We start from the raw sequence: 18,190 nt of genomic DNA, 5'->3' as shown, positions 1-18,190 counted from the left end.
GGTTAGTCATCACTAACTGCAGTGTCAAAAAATTGCCTGCTCTATCTCGCAGGACTGCTAATCATTTTAACAGAATGGCATCTATCCCGCCACTCCGTTCGGACGCAATCGCTCCAAACAGACGACAAGTTTTTATCGCTGCGATGCGCTGCTTTAGCTATTTCAATATTCTATCATAGAATAGACAGGAAGCCAACCGCAACTTAGGCCGTTATGTGGCCGCTAAAGTTAGATGGGCTGTGGCTGAATACACCTGCTACCTCTGCCATCGTATCCCTGCTTGCGCTGATCATTCTGATCCGTTCTTCTTTGATTGATGCCTTAAATATGTCATAGTATTTATATAATGGAAGTGCCAGATAAAATTGGAATTTAGTGGAACCCAGACGATGAAAGATTCGTCTAATTATTAAAAAGGGGATGGGGCGGCAACATGAAAAAAAGATATCTAACAATATTTTTTCTAGCTATAATAGTAATTATAGGCATTTTTAATGGAAAATCATTTTGGGGAACAAAACCATTTCAGGACTTATCCACGTCGGAAATCTCCGATATTTCTGTTAAACTGTCACCGCCTGATGTGACCTTTGAATTGACTGACAGCGAGATGAAAGAAATAGTTGAAATGCTCCATGCCGTAGTGATTTACAATAAAGACAATTCTTACAGAGATTATGCAGGTCAGGGAGTGGTAATTACAATAACAAAAACTGACGGTACACAAATAAAAGCAACTGCATTTAATCCATTTTTCATCATTGATGATGCGGGATACAAAACGAAGTATAAACCATGCGAAAAAATAAATTCGTGGGCAAACGACCTCAGATATAAATAATCATAGTTTCCGATTTACAAAAAAACAGTATAGATAAAGCCTGACTCTCAAGAGGATCAGGCTTTATCATTTAATGTACTTTTATTCAGGTAAACCGTATTCAAAGGTAATGCTTAAGGTTTCCAGGTGACCAAGCAAGTTATTATCCAATATTGTTGCAGTGGCATCTGACAGGTCACCATCCATGGTACGTGCCTTGTCCGGTGCTTTTGCAACCCAGGAATTATATAGGTTAACCCTGGTACATATATCATCATCACTTGTGGTATATGGCTTTCCTATTAGTCCAATCGGTTCTCCATTAACTAATACCTCTTTGATTGTTATAATATACCCTGGGTACAGCACCTCCCCATTGCTTATGGCAATCGCAGAAAATAATGTTCCATTGGCAAACCCGGCACCAGTCCCGGTAAAATCTAATGCAACCGTATAGGTTCCTGCTCCTGTAACCTCGGTGTCAGTTGCCATAATTCCTTCCGTCATTGCTGTCGGATCATAGGAATCACCAACACTATACATCAAACTCCAGTCACTGCTGTTAAACATGATCCATGCTGTTGAACTGTCAGCTTCCTGAACTGGAGTGCTATTAGCCGCCCGTGCCTGTTCATATGCCTTGTCCATTGCCTGTCGGGCATTGCTTCTTATTTCTTCTTCCGTCATGGAGGACTGTGCTGTATAACTCCTTCCGGCATAAAGCTCAGCGACCTCATCATAAATAATCGTATTTGCTTCCTTATTATACAATCCGTTGCAGTCCCACAGAATTGGGCAATAGCCATACAAATCATTGTTATTTAAGAAGTTATCCAAAAAATCAATGATATTATTCTTAAGAGAGCCATCCTCAGCGAAGGCTACTGCATATTCACCGATAACCACACCATAACCCATCCCGGTGAACTTCTCCATCATAGCGAGTAATTCATTCTGTTCCTTATAGTTTCTTTCAGAACCCCAGCTGTTCAAACTGGAATTTCCGCAATATCCCCATGGCGTATAATAATGAACAGAGAGCAGAAGCTTATTTTTAGCTTGATCTGCAGGCATGACAAATCTCTCATCATTGGCAGCCTCAATGTCTGTATTGTAACCTGGAATTAATAAGAAACGCTGCTCATTATTCCCTCCGGTTCCTCTGACCGTATTAATAAACACCTGGGTTATCGTCGTTAACATCTCATAGCATTCATCCTTTGAAAGGGTATTGCCATCCGGGGTAAGATCAATATCATTAAGCCTGTCACCAAGCTCTTCATTAGCCGCCTCAAAGATAAGATGATCATCATATTTTTTATATCTTTCAGCAATCTGCGTCCACATCGATATGAAGATATCCATTGCCTTATCACGGATTTCCTGAGATGCTGAGCCAAACATTCCCCACCATCCGCCATCCCAATGATCATTAACGATGACATACATTTCTTCCTTCAAAGCATAATTGATAATCTCTTCGACACGATTTAAGTAATCCTCTCGTATGGTATAATCTCCGTTTTCAAAGTTCATGGCGTTGGTCCATGCAACAGGAATCCGCAAAGTATCAAAGCCGGCTGCCTTCATACCGCTGATCATTTCCTGTGTTGTAACCGGCTGTCCCCAATAGGTCTCATATTGCTTTACCTCTGCCTGCGTACCCAGACTCGCGCGTCCGTAGGCCTCCATCGTATTACCGAGATTGATTCCATTCCCCATCAGTCTCACCAGCTCAAGAGATGTTAATTCCACCCGCATTCCCTCGTATTCCGTGACCGGAGAGATATCCCCGGCAGTCTGATCTTTGCTAGCGTTATCATCGGCTGAAGTTCCGCTGTTCTGTCCCTTACTATCCTGAGGCCCCTTCTGGCACCCATATAACAGTACAGTCAGTAAAATAAACATCAAACAGGTCACAACTTTACGTATCTTAGTAAAATTCATACCTTTGATCCTCCTAATCCAAACTGCTTCTTTGCAGCTCTATGGAATAAGCTTTTTTTGCTTCCTCAAGATACCAGTCATAAACAAGATTCTCAGGATCATATGCCTTATATTCCTCAGTCATTTTTTTAAGTACATTTTCACATTCTTCCCCGGTCTCTGCATAAATGGCAGTCCAGCTATAGGTAGACACACAATTATCCAGCTGCGATACAATAACCTTCAGTTCATCCGGCAAAGATACATAATTAAAAGATCCTGTGGAATGATTGACTACATAATTACCACGCTTACCCATATATTCATTTGCTGTTTTGGCTCCAGTGAACTCACGCCAATTTTGTTCCGTATCATTTGACGGCATATCCTGCCTGCTGCTCCAGTTTACGGCATTATAGGTTTCACCATTCGTTAAAGGATTGGAGGCATCATTATCCCAAGTATTGCAATTTATCTCGCAAACGCCGTCCTGGAATGTACCGCCGCCCCATTTTTCCGGCATCTGTGTCTGTCTGCGACTTTTATAAGCGGCTTCTCCAAGCTCGGTAAAATAAGCATGACCATCTTTGATGTACCAGCAGCTCTCCGGATCATATTCTCCCGCCGCCTCGTCATATTCTGCCTGCGGACCATACAGATAGGTCAGGTAACCTTCCGGAGTTGACAGCCAGTTAATGATATTCATGCATAATTCTGGATACTCAGTATTCGCTCCTATCGTCCATAAGCTTCCGCTTCCCTCTGTACTCATGCCATAGACAATAGGCTTCGCTTCCTCAGGCACAAGCGGAAGCATCATCTTCCCTTCCTCCTGATGCTGTTTTGTGTTGTATACCGCGGAGCCCGCATAATTAAACACACTGGCAAAGGCCCCTCCATTTAACACCTTTTCACTGGCCATCTGAGTTGTCTGTGTCATCGAGTTAGGATCAATTAAGTCTGCACGATAAAGCTTGTTTAAGAAACGAAGTGCATCGAAGTAATGGCTCTCTTCATCAATGGGACGATAGTAGTCACCCGTTTCTGTATTAAATATTCCGACGCCAAAATCACCTTCATAGCCCCAATAGGTCGTCACAATGCACTTCGCGTACATCATCATATGACCGTCCCATTCCGGCCACATTGAAAATGCATACGCAGGGTTTCCATTCTCATCCAACGGGTTACTCTCTTTCATTGCCATTAAAAGATTATAGTAATCATCTAAATTGATAATCTTCGGTGCTCCCAATCCCATGTACAAATCCCAGCGAATATCCCAGGTATATATAAAGTCATTATGATCTGTATTGGAGGTTGCCACATTTTGCGAGAAGCCATAAACAGAGGGTTCTTTGTCGATTCCGTATTCCTTGTATATCTCTCCCGTCAACCTGCGGTTACCCTCCAGTGCGTTTGACATGTTCTCAAGAATATAAGCTCCTTCCTTTTGCAATAAATCATCCTCGTTCCAGTCATACAGGTATCCGCCTGTAACTGCACGATGATAATCACCGTCCGAATTACTGCCAAACACGATAATATCTCCAAGATTACCAACTTCAAGCCGTGTTTCAAAGGCTCCGTCCGTATCCGGAACAATTGTCATTTCACAGTTAAACTTATCTAAAAGAACCTTAGCAAACCAACCTGTCAGCTTACCGGAATAATTAGCCAGCTGGCTGTACACGACTATTTGAACCGGCTCTTTACTTTTTATGGACTCGTTATTATTTTTATTGCTGCAGCCTGTTACTTGTACTATTCCTATCAAAAGAGTACATATCAATAGAATTGATATTATTTTTCTTCTTTTTTTCATCAATGTATTACCCCTTTCATCGCTTAATTTTAACCTTTTACCGCCCCCAGCATAATACCCTCCTCAAAGTAGCGCTGCATAAAAGGATATAAGCATAAAATCGGAATGATTGTTACCATAGAGATTGTATATTGTATTGTTTTGGTGTTTAAAGCACTCTGCATCGCATTGGCGGCCTGTGTTGCGCTGACACCGGTTCCCATCATGGAGGCCAGATTGGATCCGCTGTTCAGGTATATGTATAGCCGATGCTGTAGCGTATATAGGTTGGGGGAATTTGAATTCAATATCAAGGAATCCTGAAATGAGTTCCAATTTCCCACGGCACCAAAGATAGCTACAGTAGCAAGAATTGGTTTGCTTAGCGGCCATATGATCTTACGAAATATGGTCATATACCCGGCACCATCCATGAATGCACTTTCTTCAAGCTCTGCCGGGATGGATTCAATATACGTTTTCACTAATATTATGTTAAACGGAGCCGCAATGCCTGGTATGATATACGACAGGAAGGTATCCGTTAACCCAAGCATGGACATATTCATATACCATGGAATCAATCCCGAATTAAAGTACATGGTAATGATAAGGAAGCGATACCAGAACACACGATGCCACATCTCACGTTTTGTAACCAGATAACCGGCGAAGGCAGATATTACCACCATCAGAACTGTTCCTATAATTGTTCTTCCCAAGGTGACCACAAAGGAGTTCCATAAATCCTTTACATTACTAAGAGCAATATAATTACTCAGAGTAAGCCCCTTGGGAAAAAAGTTGATCAATCCTCTTTTTACCAGGTCATTATCTGAGATGGTATTGATGAATAAGTAATAAAACGGGAAGATACAGCTGATGGTAAATGCCAGGAACACCAAACTATTTACTATATTAAATACAATATCTCCCGGCTTTTGTTTAAATCTTTGTGATTTACTCATTGTTTATCCCTCCTACACTATGCTCTCGCCGCGGACACTTTTTGAAAATCGATTAGCAGCAAACAGCAGTATCACACTAATCAGCGACTTCATCATTCCAACAACGGTAGACAGTGGAATCGCCCCGCTCCCGATACCAAGCTTATAGACATACAAATCCAGCACTTCAATGCTGTTTACATTTGCAGGATTAGAGAATACCAGGTATTGTTCCATTCCATTGCTTAAGATATTGGCGATTGACATCAACAGCAGAACAAAGTAGGTAGGAAGCAGGCTTGGAACTGTTATGAACCACATCTTCTGAAATCTTCCGGCACCATCCACGGTAGACGCTTCATAAAGCTGCCTGTCTATGCCGGAGATGGCGGATATATATATGATTGCACTCCATCCAAGACTTTTCCATATCCCCCATGCCAACATTTTCAGCCACATGTGCGAATTGTCCATCAGATAATTAATTCCGTATGCATTCCCGGTTATTTGAGACATAAACGTATTAATAAAACCATCGGTCGAGAAAATAGACAGAGCAATTGCATACACAAGCACCCAGCTTATGAAATTAGGGATTGTTGTTAAAGTCTGAATAAATCTTTTTAACTTATGGCTGCTTATTTCGGCCAGGAACATGGCAAATACCATGGGTGCCCAGCCTGTCAGGATTCCCAGGCCGCTCATTGCCAGAGTATTTTTCAATACTCTGGCAACATCGTTGCGGGTCGCTGCATTAAGAAATAATTGTGTAAACCATTTCATTCCGACAAAATTGTCAGATGATAATTGCCCGCCTGCCTTGTAATCAAAGAAAGCATATCTCCATCCGAGCAGCGGCAAATAACTAAACAGGAATGATAGTATAATTACCGGCAGGAACATAAGAAATAATTTATATTTGGCATCCAGCTTGTATTCCATATCTCTCGAAGCCTTGGGTTGTATCAATAGCTGTATGACGGATATAAGCAGCATAAGCAAACCGAATATGAAATAAATAATCACTGCCTTCGGAAATTGGGGATTTACTTTATCCGGTCTGTCTGTTTCGGCGGCTATCCTATAAGCGATGAGAAAGCCAGTGCACGCAATCACTTCCAGAATACCACTGAGAAGTGCCAGGTGAATTCCCTTATTTTTTAATTTTAGATTTCCTAAGGACAAACACGCATTTACCATCCCAAGAATGGCGGCAATAATGGTGATCATACTGGCCCCAAACACAATTGCCATAGTTGATCTGTTAATCCAACCCTGATTAAAGGCCCGCCCCATATTCCGTGTTAATATTCCCCAGGATATTCCGCTGGTGAATAAAGACACATTCTTTCCTATATAGCTTGTAATACGTGCGGGATTCAGTCCTGATAAAAACAAAATAACTACGTTCAATAGTGCCATGAGCTGCAATGCGACGCTCAAACGCCCAGAAACATGACTATTCAGCGCCTTTGGCTCTGTAACCGGTTTTACTCTTGTCATTATGCTTCCTCCGATACATTATACCTTTGTTATAATATTAATTATTGCTTCTTCGGCTTATTCTTTACCACGATGGTCACTACAGCACCGATAACTGCACATGCAAGAATCACAGCAATAACAACTACAACAGGGTTAACAGGACTTCCCTCTTGTTCTGAAGAACTGTTCGCTTCAATTGCATCCTCCGTACCTGCTGCTTCGGTTGCCGCCGGTGGTTCGGTAACCGCTGTCTCCTCGGCCTTATCATACGCAAAACCACTAACTGTGAATTCTAATATAATGGAGTCTCTTGGTATAGAATAAGCGAACAAACCTTCCTCTCCGCCCAGCTTCTCTTTATTCCAGATGTTGATGCAATGAACTTCATAATAATCCTTTTCATCAGTCGAATCAATTCCAGGAACAATGCCTTGGTCGAAGGTATATTTCGTGCTTCCGCCCATAATGACCTTAATGTTTGTAAATGTCAGATTATTACCTTCCAGAGGAATATCTGTTGATACAAACAAGGTGTTGAACGAGCTGTCATTTCCAAAATCAAAATCCGAGATACTAACCTGATAGGTACCATTCCCTTTTATTTCGCAATCGGTAAATACTGCAGGATACGTTATGATATCTGCTCCATCCCAGCCTGTCAGCCCATTAAAATTATTGCCTATCCCATGCTTTTCCCATTCTGTTCCGTTTGCTCCATAGCTGGCGTCAGACCATGGATTGCGGAAAATAAAGCTTTCTGACTGTATTCCTAAATATGCATGATATGTACCGTTGGGATCAAATGCAGGTATCTCCGGTTTTTCCACTGCCTCTGTCGGCTCCTGAGCTATCGCTTCTGCAGTTCCAAATAATGCAATTGCATTATTAATTTTCAAATGAGGGATATCCGTTGCCGTATCCCAGCAATTATCATATAAGGTGATGGAAAACTCTTCCGCATCAACGGGAACAACAATCGACAAGGAACGGTTTTCTGCACTGCCAACCCAGCTGCTTGTGCCAACTCCGGTAGTATCCGGAGTATCATCTCCTGTCAGATCCGTTCCCCAGCCAACCTGCGCACCGCCAAAATCATAATAGGTTACTGTATCGCCTGCTTTCACAGCAGCGGCTTCCCCGCACCAGTCATTCCAGCTGACCTCTCCTTCCAGCGGAAGATCCACGCTGATGTTAAATGCGACTGCTGTTACATTTCCCTTTGTCGTCAAGGCTGAACTGGAAAATACATATCCGGCATCTGCTGCCAGCCCTGTATAACTCAGATCCTCTGCAATAGTTACCAGCTCCGTGACCGCTACTTCACCATAGACTGCCGTTGCACTGTTAATTGTGTAATGATTGATATCGGCAGCTGTATCCCAGCAATTATCATAGAAATCCACCGCAAATTCAGCTGCATTAATCGGGACCACAACGGTACAGGTTCCATTTGCGGCAGTACCAACCCAGCTAGGTGTTCCTACTCCGGTAGTATCCGGAGTATCATCTCCTGTCAGATCCGTTCCCCAGCCAACCTGTGCACCGCCAAAATCATAATACTTTATGGTATCTCCTATTCTTACTGCCAGCGCTTCTCCGCACCAGTCATTCCAGCTGACCTCTCCTTCCAGCGGAAGATCAATGGTTATATTAAATACCATTGCACCGACCTTCTCCTGAGCGGATAGCTGAGAACTCTCAAAGGTGTAGCCCGGAGCTTGTGTCCCTGTGTAGGTAAGGGATTGATTAATCTGCACCGTTTCCCTTCCCACCTCTGCTGCTGATACCTTTGTACCCGGCAATACCGTCATAACGAATGCCATAAGTACGGTTACAACTACTGATGATACCCTTCTCCTGCTTCTTTTCATAAATAATCCTCCTTCTTTTTGTTTACACCCTCATACCTATTTATAAAATGTAAAGCTGACCATCTGACACAATTCTCTGCCCTCAAAGCTGTCTTTAAACCAGTTTTTTCTTCCTGTTTCAAAGGTAAAGAATATCGCATGCCGGCCAGTTACATTAGGTATCTGAATCTGCAGAATACCGCTATCCGTGGTAATCTCTCCCTGCCCCAGCTCAACGCCGTCTTCGCTGTCCAATTTAATACGGACAATCCCTAATTGACCTCTTCCATATAGCTTGATATATACTGTCATGCTTGTTGATGAATAATCCTGACCAAAATCAAAATATTTATAACCAATTACAGCACCTGACATAATATTTACAATAGGACGCTCCAGGACGTTTTTTTCTGTAACAAAGCAACCGCCCTTTAAAACACAGGCAATTTCAGCTTTTATTTCCTCATAGGGAGACAGACTTTCTTCAAAACCTAATGATGTCATCTCCGCCTGTGGAATAGTACCGTCTTCCAGTATGCGAATCCTTTCGACGCATCCTCTTCGTGACATGATGGTATTGTTGGTTGTCCGGTGGTAAAAAATATACCATTGATCCTTAATCTTGATTATTGATCCATGATTATTCCCTCCCGGATAATCAATACCGTTATCAATAATAACTCCTCGATAATCAAAAGGTCCCTTCGGACTCTTACTAGTGGCATACACCAATCTGGTGCTACGTTTTGGACAATAAATCAAGTAGTAAGTATCGCCGACCTTTCTAGGCGAACATGCTTCAAAGAATTCAAACGGTTCGTCCGCCGGTATAATATCCCTTTGATAAGTTCCTCCCAGTACCTCATACATATTGGATGCATTTAGCTCTGCCATAAAGGAATGTGTGTATCCGCAATAAATATATACCCTCCCGTCATCATCCACCAATACTCCGGGATCAATAAAAATTCCTTCTTGTAAATCTTTTATCTCTTCATCCGTAACCTGATATTGTGATAGCAGCTTAAACGGGCCTTCCGGATTATCACTGACAGCTACACACCCCCTGGAATGAATAATATAAGCATATAAATAGTACTTTCCATCTTTCTCCACAACATCAGGAGCATATAATTCATAATCCGTCCAATCAGCGGTATCGGATATATGATCTACATCAGGTCTTGTGTGGAATGCATCACCATGACAGACCCAATTGTTCAAATTATCAACAGAAGCTGACCATACTTTTAACTTAAAATCGCAAAAATCCTCAGAAGCCACTCGGTCATGGGAACCATACACATACACCCGGTTGTTAAATACTCTAGGCTCGCCATCCGGTATATACTCCCATTTTGGTAAATATGGATTAGACATTAAATTTTCTACCTCATTTCATCAGTTTATTTAAGAGTAAAGTATTACCCGTCACTCGACAACTCAGTACTTTGCTCCGTTTTTATCTTTTTTTGCTTTAATTTTTATCCTATTAATAATAACCTCACATAAAAATACTCCAAAGTCATGAAAATCATTGACAATGGAGTACTTTATGATATATATGATAATTCTTATATATTTTTATCCTATCGAGTAAAACCTACGGATAGAAAACGACCTTTGATACCGTTATGGAAGAGTTTTACTTGTTGCGCCAGTTGACGTGGGTGCCTCATTTTGTAGTCATCACTTGATACAATCCTGTAATTATGCTAAGCTTAATTTATATATTATTAAAAACTATTTCAAAGGAGAATAGGTAATGTATTACCAAAATACTTTCCAACAGCAGGAACCTCCATCGCAGGCTCATCTGAGTTGTTATACCTATACCGGTGATTCACACGGTAATGTATCAAGGCATTGCCATTCTTATTATGAAATTTCATATATCATCCAAGGAAAACGTTATGAAATGCTAAATAACACAAGGTATGAAGTTGGAACAAATTCTTTAATCTTCATCCCTCCGCTTGTCATACATCATCTTCATAACATAACCGATGTAGAAGATGTTGTTATCCAATTTGATCATCAATTTTTACGCAATTCCTCCACCTTATTTGATAATCGATATTTATTAAAGCCAATGGCGGAACAAGGGGATTATTTTCAATTAGAGCCTTCCGATGATCTATGCCAAATTCTGAAATCCATAAAGGATTTTTGTCATTTACGAGATACGCTTGCGAATAAAGACGATAGTTTTCTTAACGAAAAGTTTTGCTTAGCATTAAACCTTAATAGCCTATGTCTTCAATTGATTTCTCTTATGTTAAGCAAAAAAAAACTAGTTATTGATATGAATGGTGCCACCTATTCAGATATTATAAGCCTTAATCCGTTAATCAACAAAATACTGGCGCATCCTGAGAAACAAATCAGTATGCAGGAAGCGAGCCATATCGTCGGAATGAGTTATTCTCATTTCAGCCGCTTCTTTGAAAAAATAACTGGTTTTCACTATGCTAATTTTAATAATCTTCTACGAATTAATCGAGCAGAAGAATTGCTGCTAACTACTTCTATGCCTATTTCAGAAGTAGCCGCAGCAATTGGAATTGATACTCTGTCATATTTTACTAAATTATTTAGACAAATTAACGGGATAACTCCCAGTTCTTACAGGAAAAAATACAAGATTTCTTGAACATCCTGCACCTTTGTGCCGGAGCCCAGATACAAAAACTTAATTTTTTTCAGCACCTCCAGTGAAGACAGGTCGGAATACGACCCCCATTTGAACCGGAGCTCCTCCAGCTTCTCCTGGCAGCAGGCTGCATTAAACAGGGCTTACGGAACCAAGGAATTAAAGTGCAGCGCTGTGAAAGCCTTTGTATTTGTCCGCAGAAAATCAATCCACTCAGACAATACACGCTTTTTCTCACGCTCGCTGTATCCATAATGATCAAGCTGGGTACAACAGATACATAATTTATCCTGTCCCCTGTATTCCTTAACTTCCCGTGCGTAGTCACTTCTATCCTCTGTCACATTCAGCAGAGGAAACCCTCCAATTGGATAGAAATACCCCCCTTCCATCTGCTGCTTCGTTAAAATTGGCATTGTCGCTACCGTCTACCCTTTCCATAGCGCAAGGCTGCGCTTCCTTATATTGCTCATTCGTTTCCGTTCTATGAAGGATACGGATGCCTTCACGAACATAAAAACCAGGTATAGCCATACTTGTCCAGCACCTCTGCTCCTCCGCCGTTATCATCCGGGGGCGGATGAGGCAGGAAACCGCGAACGAGCGTACCTCCTTCGGCAAGATTGGGAATTATTTCCTCCACTCTCTCACGGGACGGAAGAAGAACAAGGATAGGCATCCCAGAGACCGGAACCGCCGCATCCGTATCGCCGCCGCTGACCCCGCCGCCTGATTCTGTCAATGTAACCATGGCGTGCATTACCGGGTTATTCGGGTCGTTATTCAGCCGTGATAAAGCGGTGATCCTCCCACCGAAGGCATTGGCATAGAAGCGGAAGGCTTCTTCGCAATTGCCGTTGAACCGTAAATAAGGCATAATCATATGTTTTAAGTCCTTTCTTATTTTATTTCTTCTATCCTACCTTAAAACTTGTAATTATCATTGTAAAAAAAGGACATACCCTGCACATATTTCTGCGGAGTCATTCCGCAGATCGACGTGAAGTCGTGAATAAAATGGGGCTGGTCAAAAAAACCTGTCTGTACCGCTATATCCGTAAAACGCATATCGGTACTTTGCAGTAATTGCAAAGCATAATTTACTCGTACAATACGAGAAAATGTCTTAGGGCTTGTACCGATCTGCTGTAAGAATAAACGCCGTATCTGCTTTTCGCTATAAAAGAACTCGGAAGATAATTCCCGTACGCCTATATTCCCATTATGTGCTAATATCTTGTTTTTTATTGCTATGATTGTTTTTTCTTCCCGCAAATCCGCCAGGCGGTTAAGAAATATGCTATCCAGTGACACGACTAAGGCTTCGATACTTTCCGAATTAAGCAGTTCGTTTTCGATGGCCTGCATCAGCGGTTTATCGATATCCTTCAGATCAAAGGATAAATCGACAAATTCGGATTGGTCTGCCCGGATCAGTGGGAATAAACAACCGGAATGAAATTCAACCAGCAATAAGAATCTCATTTTATTTGCATGTTTTCCAACATTACAGATTTTTGTGTTTACTCCCCGTAATGCACCGGTGATTTTTTGGTCGCTTACGGATATTACCATTGTTGAGCTTGCAGAGGGTAATATGGTATATTCATCCGACATATTTGCCGGAAATGTAATGGTATAACAGGAAATATAGGGCCGTAGCAAAACATTGGGCGGTATATACAAAAAGTCTTCCCCACGGCTTAAGGATATTCCCTGATAACATTCTATGTTTTTCTTAGAAATCATTTTTTAGTCATCCTTTTAATAAACTGCACAAAATACAAGTAACCGGAATGTTGGAGTTTGAAATGCACGGAATGTTCTCACTCAGTCTGAATATCCGCGATCTTCATTAGAATTTCTGTGAACGCTTCCATTATAACAAAAACCTGCCGAAAAAACAATTTTAGCTTCTTCGGCAGGTTTCATTAATCTTACTTTTTCTCTATCGGTATCCATATTTCACAAAAACAATCTAGATTACTGCTGTTCGGATACAATTCAAAATCATCCGCATCCAACATATTATAATCCGAGCCAGGCAGAAACTCTTTGAAAATTCTTTCCCATGTCTCTCCGATGCAGTTTCCGTCTTCTCCGATACATTTGAATACTGCCCAAAGAGTGGGCGTTACTTCCCAGACAAAGAAACCCTCCGGAACATCGCCGTCCTCATAGATCATCCCAATACCATATCGAAAATGTGTATTTTCTTTTGAGATTGGAGCACATACACCATAAATGTCGTGGGTCTTCGTATGCTTCTTCAGCACGTCAAAAACTCCGTTTGTACCGCAACTTTTCCAAAAATCCGGTATCTCGGTATTTCCTTCCTCGGAAATAGATTCATTCCTGAATGCCTGTGTTTTTACCAGGAGTTTGAATTTTTCCCTCTCTACAATTTTGTAGTCCATAACTGTACCGCCTTCCAATTTGATTTTTATTATGAGGCGATTGAAGGACCGCAATCCGGTTCCGGAGCGCCTTGCCACATTGGGCGTTACTCCGTGAAATCTGGAAAAAGCTTTTGTAAAGCTTTCAGGGGACTCATAGCCATATTTGAGTGCAATATCGATTACTTTCCTGTCTGACATGATAAGCTCCTGCCCTGCCATGGAAAGCCTTCGGTTTCGGATATACTCATTTGCCGTTATCCCCGTAATCATACTGAAAATCCGATGAAAATGATAGCTTGACATGTATAACTGCCTTGCAACATCCTCATAACTGATTTTGTCCATGATATGTTCTTCCATATAATCGATTGCTTTTTGTAAACTCTGAATACAATCCATTGTTCATCACCTCATTTAGATTGTAAGGCATTCTTTCCCTTCTGTCCTAACCTGGTTTGCTCAATTCTGTCTGAATAGAGTATATCACATTTGTTCTATGTAAACAAACGCAGCCCACATCGCAGCCAAAACAGAATATCTCTCCGCAAATAACACCATCCAGCACACCAAAACAAACCAAGCCATCCGCCCCTACGAATACTCCTACACCGAAACAACCAACACCCTCCGCTCCGACGAATACTCCGACACCAAAACCGCCAACACCTTCCGTACCGACAAACACTCCGACGCCGGAACCACCAACGCCTTCCCCTACCCCTACACCTACACCTGTTCCAATCGTTAATGAGCCCAAATTCACAGCAGAGGTTACTAAAGAAACCAAATTCAAGAATTTAATTACGATTGAGGGTACATTAAGCGGTATATCATCTCCTGAAGATGTTTCTATCACTTGCTATTTCCCAAATGGGGAAACGCGGACCAAAATAATTGATAGTGTAGAGAACAACGGCCGTGTATTCTATATTTTTGAGACAGGAAAAGGCGGAATTGGATCAGGATATGTGACAGTATCTCTTGTCAGTACCGGAGAGGTGCTTGAAGAATACGATTTTACAGTTATACCGCGATAATAACAACGCCCGCAGATCAATGTCTGTGGGCGTTTATCTATTAAAATGAAAATCAAAAGGAGTATAATTACTTTATTATAACAAAGCATTTTTAGTGATATTCCTCTCCCTCTCTGCTCCGGTTAAATACTATATCTTATGTAAATTATATTGGAAGAACAAATACTTATAGTTGCTTCTTTCTAAATATCAATATTGATAATACCGTGAAAAGTAATAAAAGCAGGCCGGAGATCAAAACACTGCAATAGAGCGAAGATACCTCTATGGAGTTTGTTATGAGTCCCAAATTATCCGTCGCTAATGAAATCGGATTATACCTATGCGCGACCGGTATGATGTTCACAAGCATACAGACTACTACTGCCGCACCTGTGCCGAGCAGGCATCCGTAATTACTTTTCGTCAGAGCTGCACAAAACAATAGTATAGCCAGCAAAAACACGCCAAACAGCCACAGGCAAAATACAGAAAACAACAGATTTACTGTTTCACCCGCCGGGAAGAGATATACCGTGTAGCCATAAGTCAGTCCGAAGCATAGCGCGATACTGGCCGTCCAAATCAGAACCATACCGGTGTATTTTGAAAGTATGACCGCCGTCCGGGACAAGCCTTTGGTCAGCATATTGATCAGTGTCCCCTTACTCAGCTCCGATGACAGAACAGGGCTGAATAAGATCACCATCACGATGAGTCCCATCTGTGTTGCGTTTTTGAAAAACTGCGTCCAGGCATCAAAGGCAGTCGCCTCCGGCAAGGTCATGGTGATGCCGTCCGTCATAAGGCTTCCAAGTATGTCAGGCAGCAGCTTAGCCATAAGGGGATTGGTGATTCCAAAAACCGCAAAGACAATAAGCATAATGAGCAGCTTATAGGTTTTTGCATATTCCAGAATCTCTTTTTTCAGAAAAGCATAGTAGTTTCTCACCCTACCACCTCCACAAACAGACTTTCCAGCGTCGGCTCCATAACCGCAAACTTCAATGGAAGAAGCCGCTTCCGCGATAATACGCCCAGCAGAAAATGCCCATCCATATTGTGATCAGCAAAAAGCACCGTCACCGTGTTTTCATTGCGTGACAAACTAATTGCCGGCTGCCTGAGTTCCTCCGTGTTCTCGAAGGAAGACGCTTCCTCCGGGCTGGCAAACTCGATGATAAACCCGCTATGCCTATGCCGCTCTTTGATTTCCGTAAGCGTACCGTGTAATGCCAGTCTGCCCTTGTGCAATACCGCGATGCGGTCGCACACTCTTTCCACATCCGACAGGATATGGGTCGAAAAGACAACCGTCGTTTTTCCTTTCACCGCAAGCAGGATATCAAGTATTTCCTTTCTTCCGATTGGATCAAGGGCAGAGGTCGGTTCGTCGCATATGAGAAGCTTAGGCTCGTTCAGCAGTGCCTGTGCGATACCAAGGCGCTGCTTCATCCCCCGTGAAAACCCGTTGATTTTCTTGTTTTCATCCTTCAGCCCCACCAGCGAGAGCAATTCCTCGCTCCTCAGCCTGGTCTTCGCTTTCGTAAGGCCGGTTATTTCACCGCATAGCTTCAGATATTCCATGGTCCTCATATATCCATAGAACTCAGGAACATCCGGGAGAAAACCTATATTGCGGTTGGTTTTTGTTTCGCCAAACGCAACCTTTTCCCCGCATACCCTTACACTCCCGCTATCCGGCTTCAATAATCCGAGAACAATTTTCATCGTTGTTGTTTTGCCCGCACCATTCTGCCCGACAAAGCCAAATATCGAATGCTCCGGCACATGCATGTCAAATCCGCTGAGCACTTCATGGTTTCCAAACCCTTTGCAAAGCTGGTTAACCTCCAATACATCCATTATTCTTCCCCCTTGCCAAAAGCAAAGTATACAACCGGGCCGATGGTCTGCACGAGCATGACGATCAAGGCCCACATCACCTTATTCCCAAAACGGTAATTGGGATGCCGCAGCACATGAACAAGGGCAGTAATGCCAAGCGCAAGCTGCGCGACAGCCAGCGGAATGAGAAACGGCAAATATTCTTTCAGCGTATCCAAACCCATAATATAATCCTCCCTAACAATTGTTTTTTAGTTTTTCCGCAATTCTGTGAAAACGACGCTCGTCAGCCAACGCGGTAAATGCGGGATTATTTACTACCCCGTCGATCATGCTCTGGCGGACGATTTTCTCATCCCGGGGCAGGGCGGTTCCTAAATCAAGCTCATCAAGCCACTCATCGATCAGATTAAAGTAACCGTCTCCTTTTAATTGCAGCGGATAAATATCTCCTGTAACAAGCTCTGCATATCTTTCCAGGATTTCCAGAGCTTTGTCTGTATTTCCGAGCATCGTATACCCCTGCGCGGCGAAGATGAAAAACTTCATGAGCAGCGACGGGTGAAGATTTTTCAAATCAAAAGCCTCAGCGACGGCCATCGCCCGCCTGTATGTTTCATCAAACTGTTCCGGTTCGTCTACACAGAGCAGGAGATAATCGGAGCAGGCACCAAACAGGGAACCCATATGCTGGTAGACGCCGACTTGCAGCGCCGATTTTGCTTCTCTGGACTTGCCGATCATTTGGTAAGCCGGCGCAAGCAGGGATTCCGCGGAAATGATCTTCCGGCTTGTTCCCTCAAGCAGTTCTATCACCTCATTGGGATTGCCCAGCGTCAAGGCGCAGAAGGCCTCCATATTCAAGGCCAGCTGCTTAAGCTCCGCATCTTCACTTTCCTTTTTCACCCGGATAAACAGCTCTTTGGCCTCTGCAATCACAGAGAAGGCTTTATCCATGTCACCTGATTCCATGCTGTTGTTTATCAGCAACGCGCCAATTTGGAACAGCAGGGGAAAGCAGGAGAAATACTTTTTAGCCGTCTCGCGGCAATGCTCCAATACTTCATCAAAGGGTTTGGAAGCAAAATCGGCGGATCGTCCCAGATACCATTTACGAATATCCTCTTTGCTCATTTGCGGCTCATAGCCCACGAGCTCATCAATGCTAATGTTAAAAAGGGCTGCAAGCTGCGGGAGAAAAGTAATGTCAGGATAGCTCTGGCCTGTTTCCCATTTAGATACGGACGCCTTGGATACTCCAATGTAGCTTGCAAGTTCATCCTGTGTCAGTCCTTTTTCCCTGCGCTTATTTACAATCATCCGTGCAATATTGATTTCTTTCATGTTTATGTCCATACCCTGTCTCTTACAAATCACCATGGAAGTGCTGGCATGGACCCGGTCCCCCTTTCATCTATATATTCCGTTTCTTTCAAACTTTT

The 18,190-nt window shown here is 42.5% G+C and carries 18 protein-coding genes; 3 read left to right on the top strand and 15 right to left on the bottom strand.

Annotated elements, in window-relative coordinates; genetic code table 11:
• Positions 1-213 precede the first annotated feature (213 nt).
• Together HNQ56_RS11270 and HNQ56_RS11265 are read left to right on the top strand one after the other, a co-directional pair.
• Positions 214-336 (top strand): hypothetical protein, encoded by a 123-nt coding sequence (locus HNQ56_RS11270; RefSeq protein WP_429145856.1) that lies wholly within the window; start codon positions 214-216, stop codon positions 334-336.
• Positions 337-433: 97 nt separating this feature from the next.
• Positions 434-841: a hypothetical protein gene (locus HNQ56_RS11265; RefSeq protein ID WP_429145853.1), complete on the top strand. Its 408-nt coding sequence runs from the start codon at positions 434-436 to the stop codon at positions 839-841.
• An 81-nt stretch (positions 842-922) separates the two neighbouring features.
• Here HNQ56_RS11265 and HNQ56_RS11260 read toward each other — a convergent pair whose 3' ends face one another.
• The 6 genes from HNQ56_RS11260 to HNQ56_RS11235 all read right to left on the bottom strand — a co-directional run bounded on the left by HNQ56_RS11260 (position 923) and on the right by HNQ56_RS11235 (position 10,212).
• Positions 923-2,767 (bottom strand): cellulase family glycosylhydrolase, encoded by a 1,845-nt coding sequence (locus tag HNQ56_RS11260; protein ID WP_429145850.1) that lies wholly within the window; start codon positions 2,765-2,767, stop codon positions 923-925.
• A 13-nt stretch (positions 2,768-2,780) separates the two neighbouring features.
• Positions 2,781-4,523 (bottom strand): type 2 periplasmic-binding domain-containing protein, encoded by a 1,743-nt coding sequence (locus tag HNQ56_RS11255; RefSeq protein WP_429145847.1) that lies wholly within the window; start codon positions 4,521-4,523, stop codon positions 2,781-2,783.
• Between the two features lie 77 nt (positions 4,524-4,600).
• A complete protein-coding gene (locus HNQ56_RS11250) occupies positions 4,601-5,518 on the bottom strand; it encodes a carbohydrate ABC transporter permease (protein ID WP_429145844.1) in 918 nt (305 codons plus the stop codon).
• 12 nt (positions 5,519-5,530) lie between these two features.
• Positions 5,531-7,000: an ABC transporter permease subunit gene (locus HNQ56_RS11245; RefSeq protein WP_429145841.1), complete on the bottom strand. Its 1,470-nt coding sequence runs from the start codon at positions 6,998-7,000 to the stop codon at positions 5,531-5,533.
• 41 nt (positions 7,001-7,041) lie between these two features.
• Positions 7,042-8,853: a hypothetical protein gene (locus tag HNQ56_RS11240; RefSeq protein ID WP_429145839.1), complete on the bottom strand. Its 1,812-nt coding sequence runs from the start codon at positions 8,851-8,853 to the stop codon at positions 7,042-7,044.
• Positions 8,854-8,889: 36 nt separating this feature from the next.
• Complete coding sequence (locus HNQ56_RS11235) at positions 8,890-10,212, bottom strand: family 43 glycosylhydrolase (protein WP_429145836.1); 1,323 nt, start codon at positions 10,210-10,212, stop codon at positions 8,890-8,892.
• A gap of 385 nt (positions 10,213-10,597) precedes the next feature.
• Here HNQ56_RS11235 and HNQ56_RS11230 point away from each other — a divergent pair, with 385 nt between their 5' ends.
• Positions 10,598-11,485: a helix-turn-helix domain-containing protein gene (locus HNQ56_RS11230; RefSeq protein WP_429145833.1), complete on the top strand. Its 888-nt coding sequence runs from the start codon at positions 10,598-10,600 to the stop codon at positions 11,483-11,485.
• Positions 11,486-11,628: 143 nt separating this feature from the next.
• Here HNQ56_RS11230 and HNQ56_RS11225 read toward each other — a convergent pair whose 3' ends face one another.
• From HNQ56_RS11225 to HNQ56_RS11185, 9 genes are all read right to left on the bottom strand, one after another.
• Entirely contained in the window at positions 11,629-11,901 is a 273-nt protein-coding gene (locus HNQ56_RS11225) for a hypothetical protein (protein ID WP_429145831.1), read from the bottom strand.
• Between the two features lie 89 nt (positions 11,902-11,990).
• A complete protein-coding gene (locus HNQ56_RS11220) occupies positions 11,991-12,368 on the bottom strand; it encodes a VOC family protein (RefSeq protein ID WP_429145829.1) in 378 nt (125 codons plus the stop codon).
• 41 nt (positions 12,369-12,409) lie between these two features.
• Positions 12,410-13,102 (bottom strand): helix-turn-helix transcriptional regulator, encoded by a 693-nt coding sequence (locus HNQ56_RS11215; protein ID WP_429145826.1) that lies wholly within the window; start codon positions 13,100-13,102, stop codon positions 12,410-12,412.
• Between the two features lie 320 nt (positions 13,103-13,422).
• Entirely contained in the window at positions 13,423-14,283 is an 861-nt protein-coding gene (locus tag HNQ56_RS11210; protein WP_429145823.1) for an AraC family transcriptional regulator, read from the bottom strand.
• Positions 14,284-14,329: 46 nt separating this feature from the next.
• Positions 14,330-14,740 carry a hypothetical protein gene (locus HNQ56_RS11205; RefSeq protein WP_429145820.1) on the bottom strand — a complete coding sequence of 137 codons (411 nt, stop codon included), beginning with the start codon at positions 14,738-14,740 and terminating at the stop codon, positions 14,330-14,332.
• A 347-nt stretch (positions 14,741-15,087) separates the two neighbouring features.
• On the bottom strand, positions 15,088-15,852 hold the full coding sequence (locus tag HNQ56_RS11200) for an ABC transporter permease (RefSeq protein ID WP_429145817.1): 765 nt from the start codon (positions 15,850-15,852) through the stop codon (positions 15,088-15,090).
• Positions 15,849-16,766: an ABC transporter ATP-binding protein gene (locus HNQ56_RS11195; protein WP_429145814.1), complete on the bottom strand. Its 918-nt coding sequence runs from the start codon at positions 16,764-16,766 to the stop codon at positions 15,849-15,851. The genes HNQ56_RS11200 and HNQ56_RS11195 overlap by 4 nt, the downstream gene beginning before the upstream one ends.
• Complete coding sequence (locus HNQ56_RS11190; protein ID WP_429145811.1) at positions 16,766-16,972, bottom strand: PLD nuclease N-terminal domain-containing protein; 207 nt, start codon at positions 16,970-16,972, stop codon at positions 16,766-16,768. The genes HNQ56_RS11195 and HNQ56_RS11190 overlap by 1 nt, the downstream gene beginning before the upstream one ends.
• A gap of 13 nt (positions 16,973-16,985) precedes the next feature.
• Positions 16,986-18,104, bottom strand: coding sequence for a helix-turn-helix domain-containing protein (locus tag HNQ56_RS11185; protein ID WP_429145809.1), 1,119 nt, complete (start codon positions 18,102-18,104; stop codon positions 16,986-16,988).
• Positions 18,105-18,190 lie beyond the last annotated feature (86 nt).

Source organism: Anaerotaenia torta (assembly GCF_050433395.1).
Lineage (GTDB): Bacteria > Bacillota > Clostridia > Lachnospirales > Lachnospiraceae > Mobilitalea > Mobilitalea torta.
Note: the sequence above shows the minus strand (reverse complement) of the source record. Positions and strands in the feature narration are given on the sequence as shown.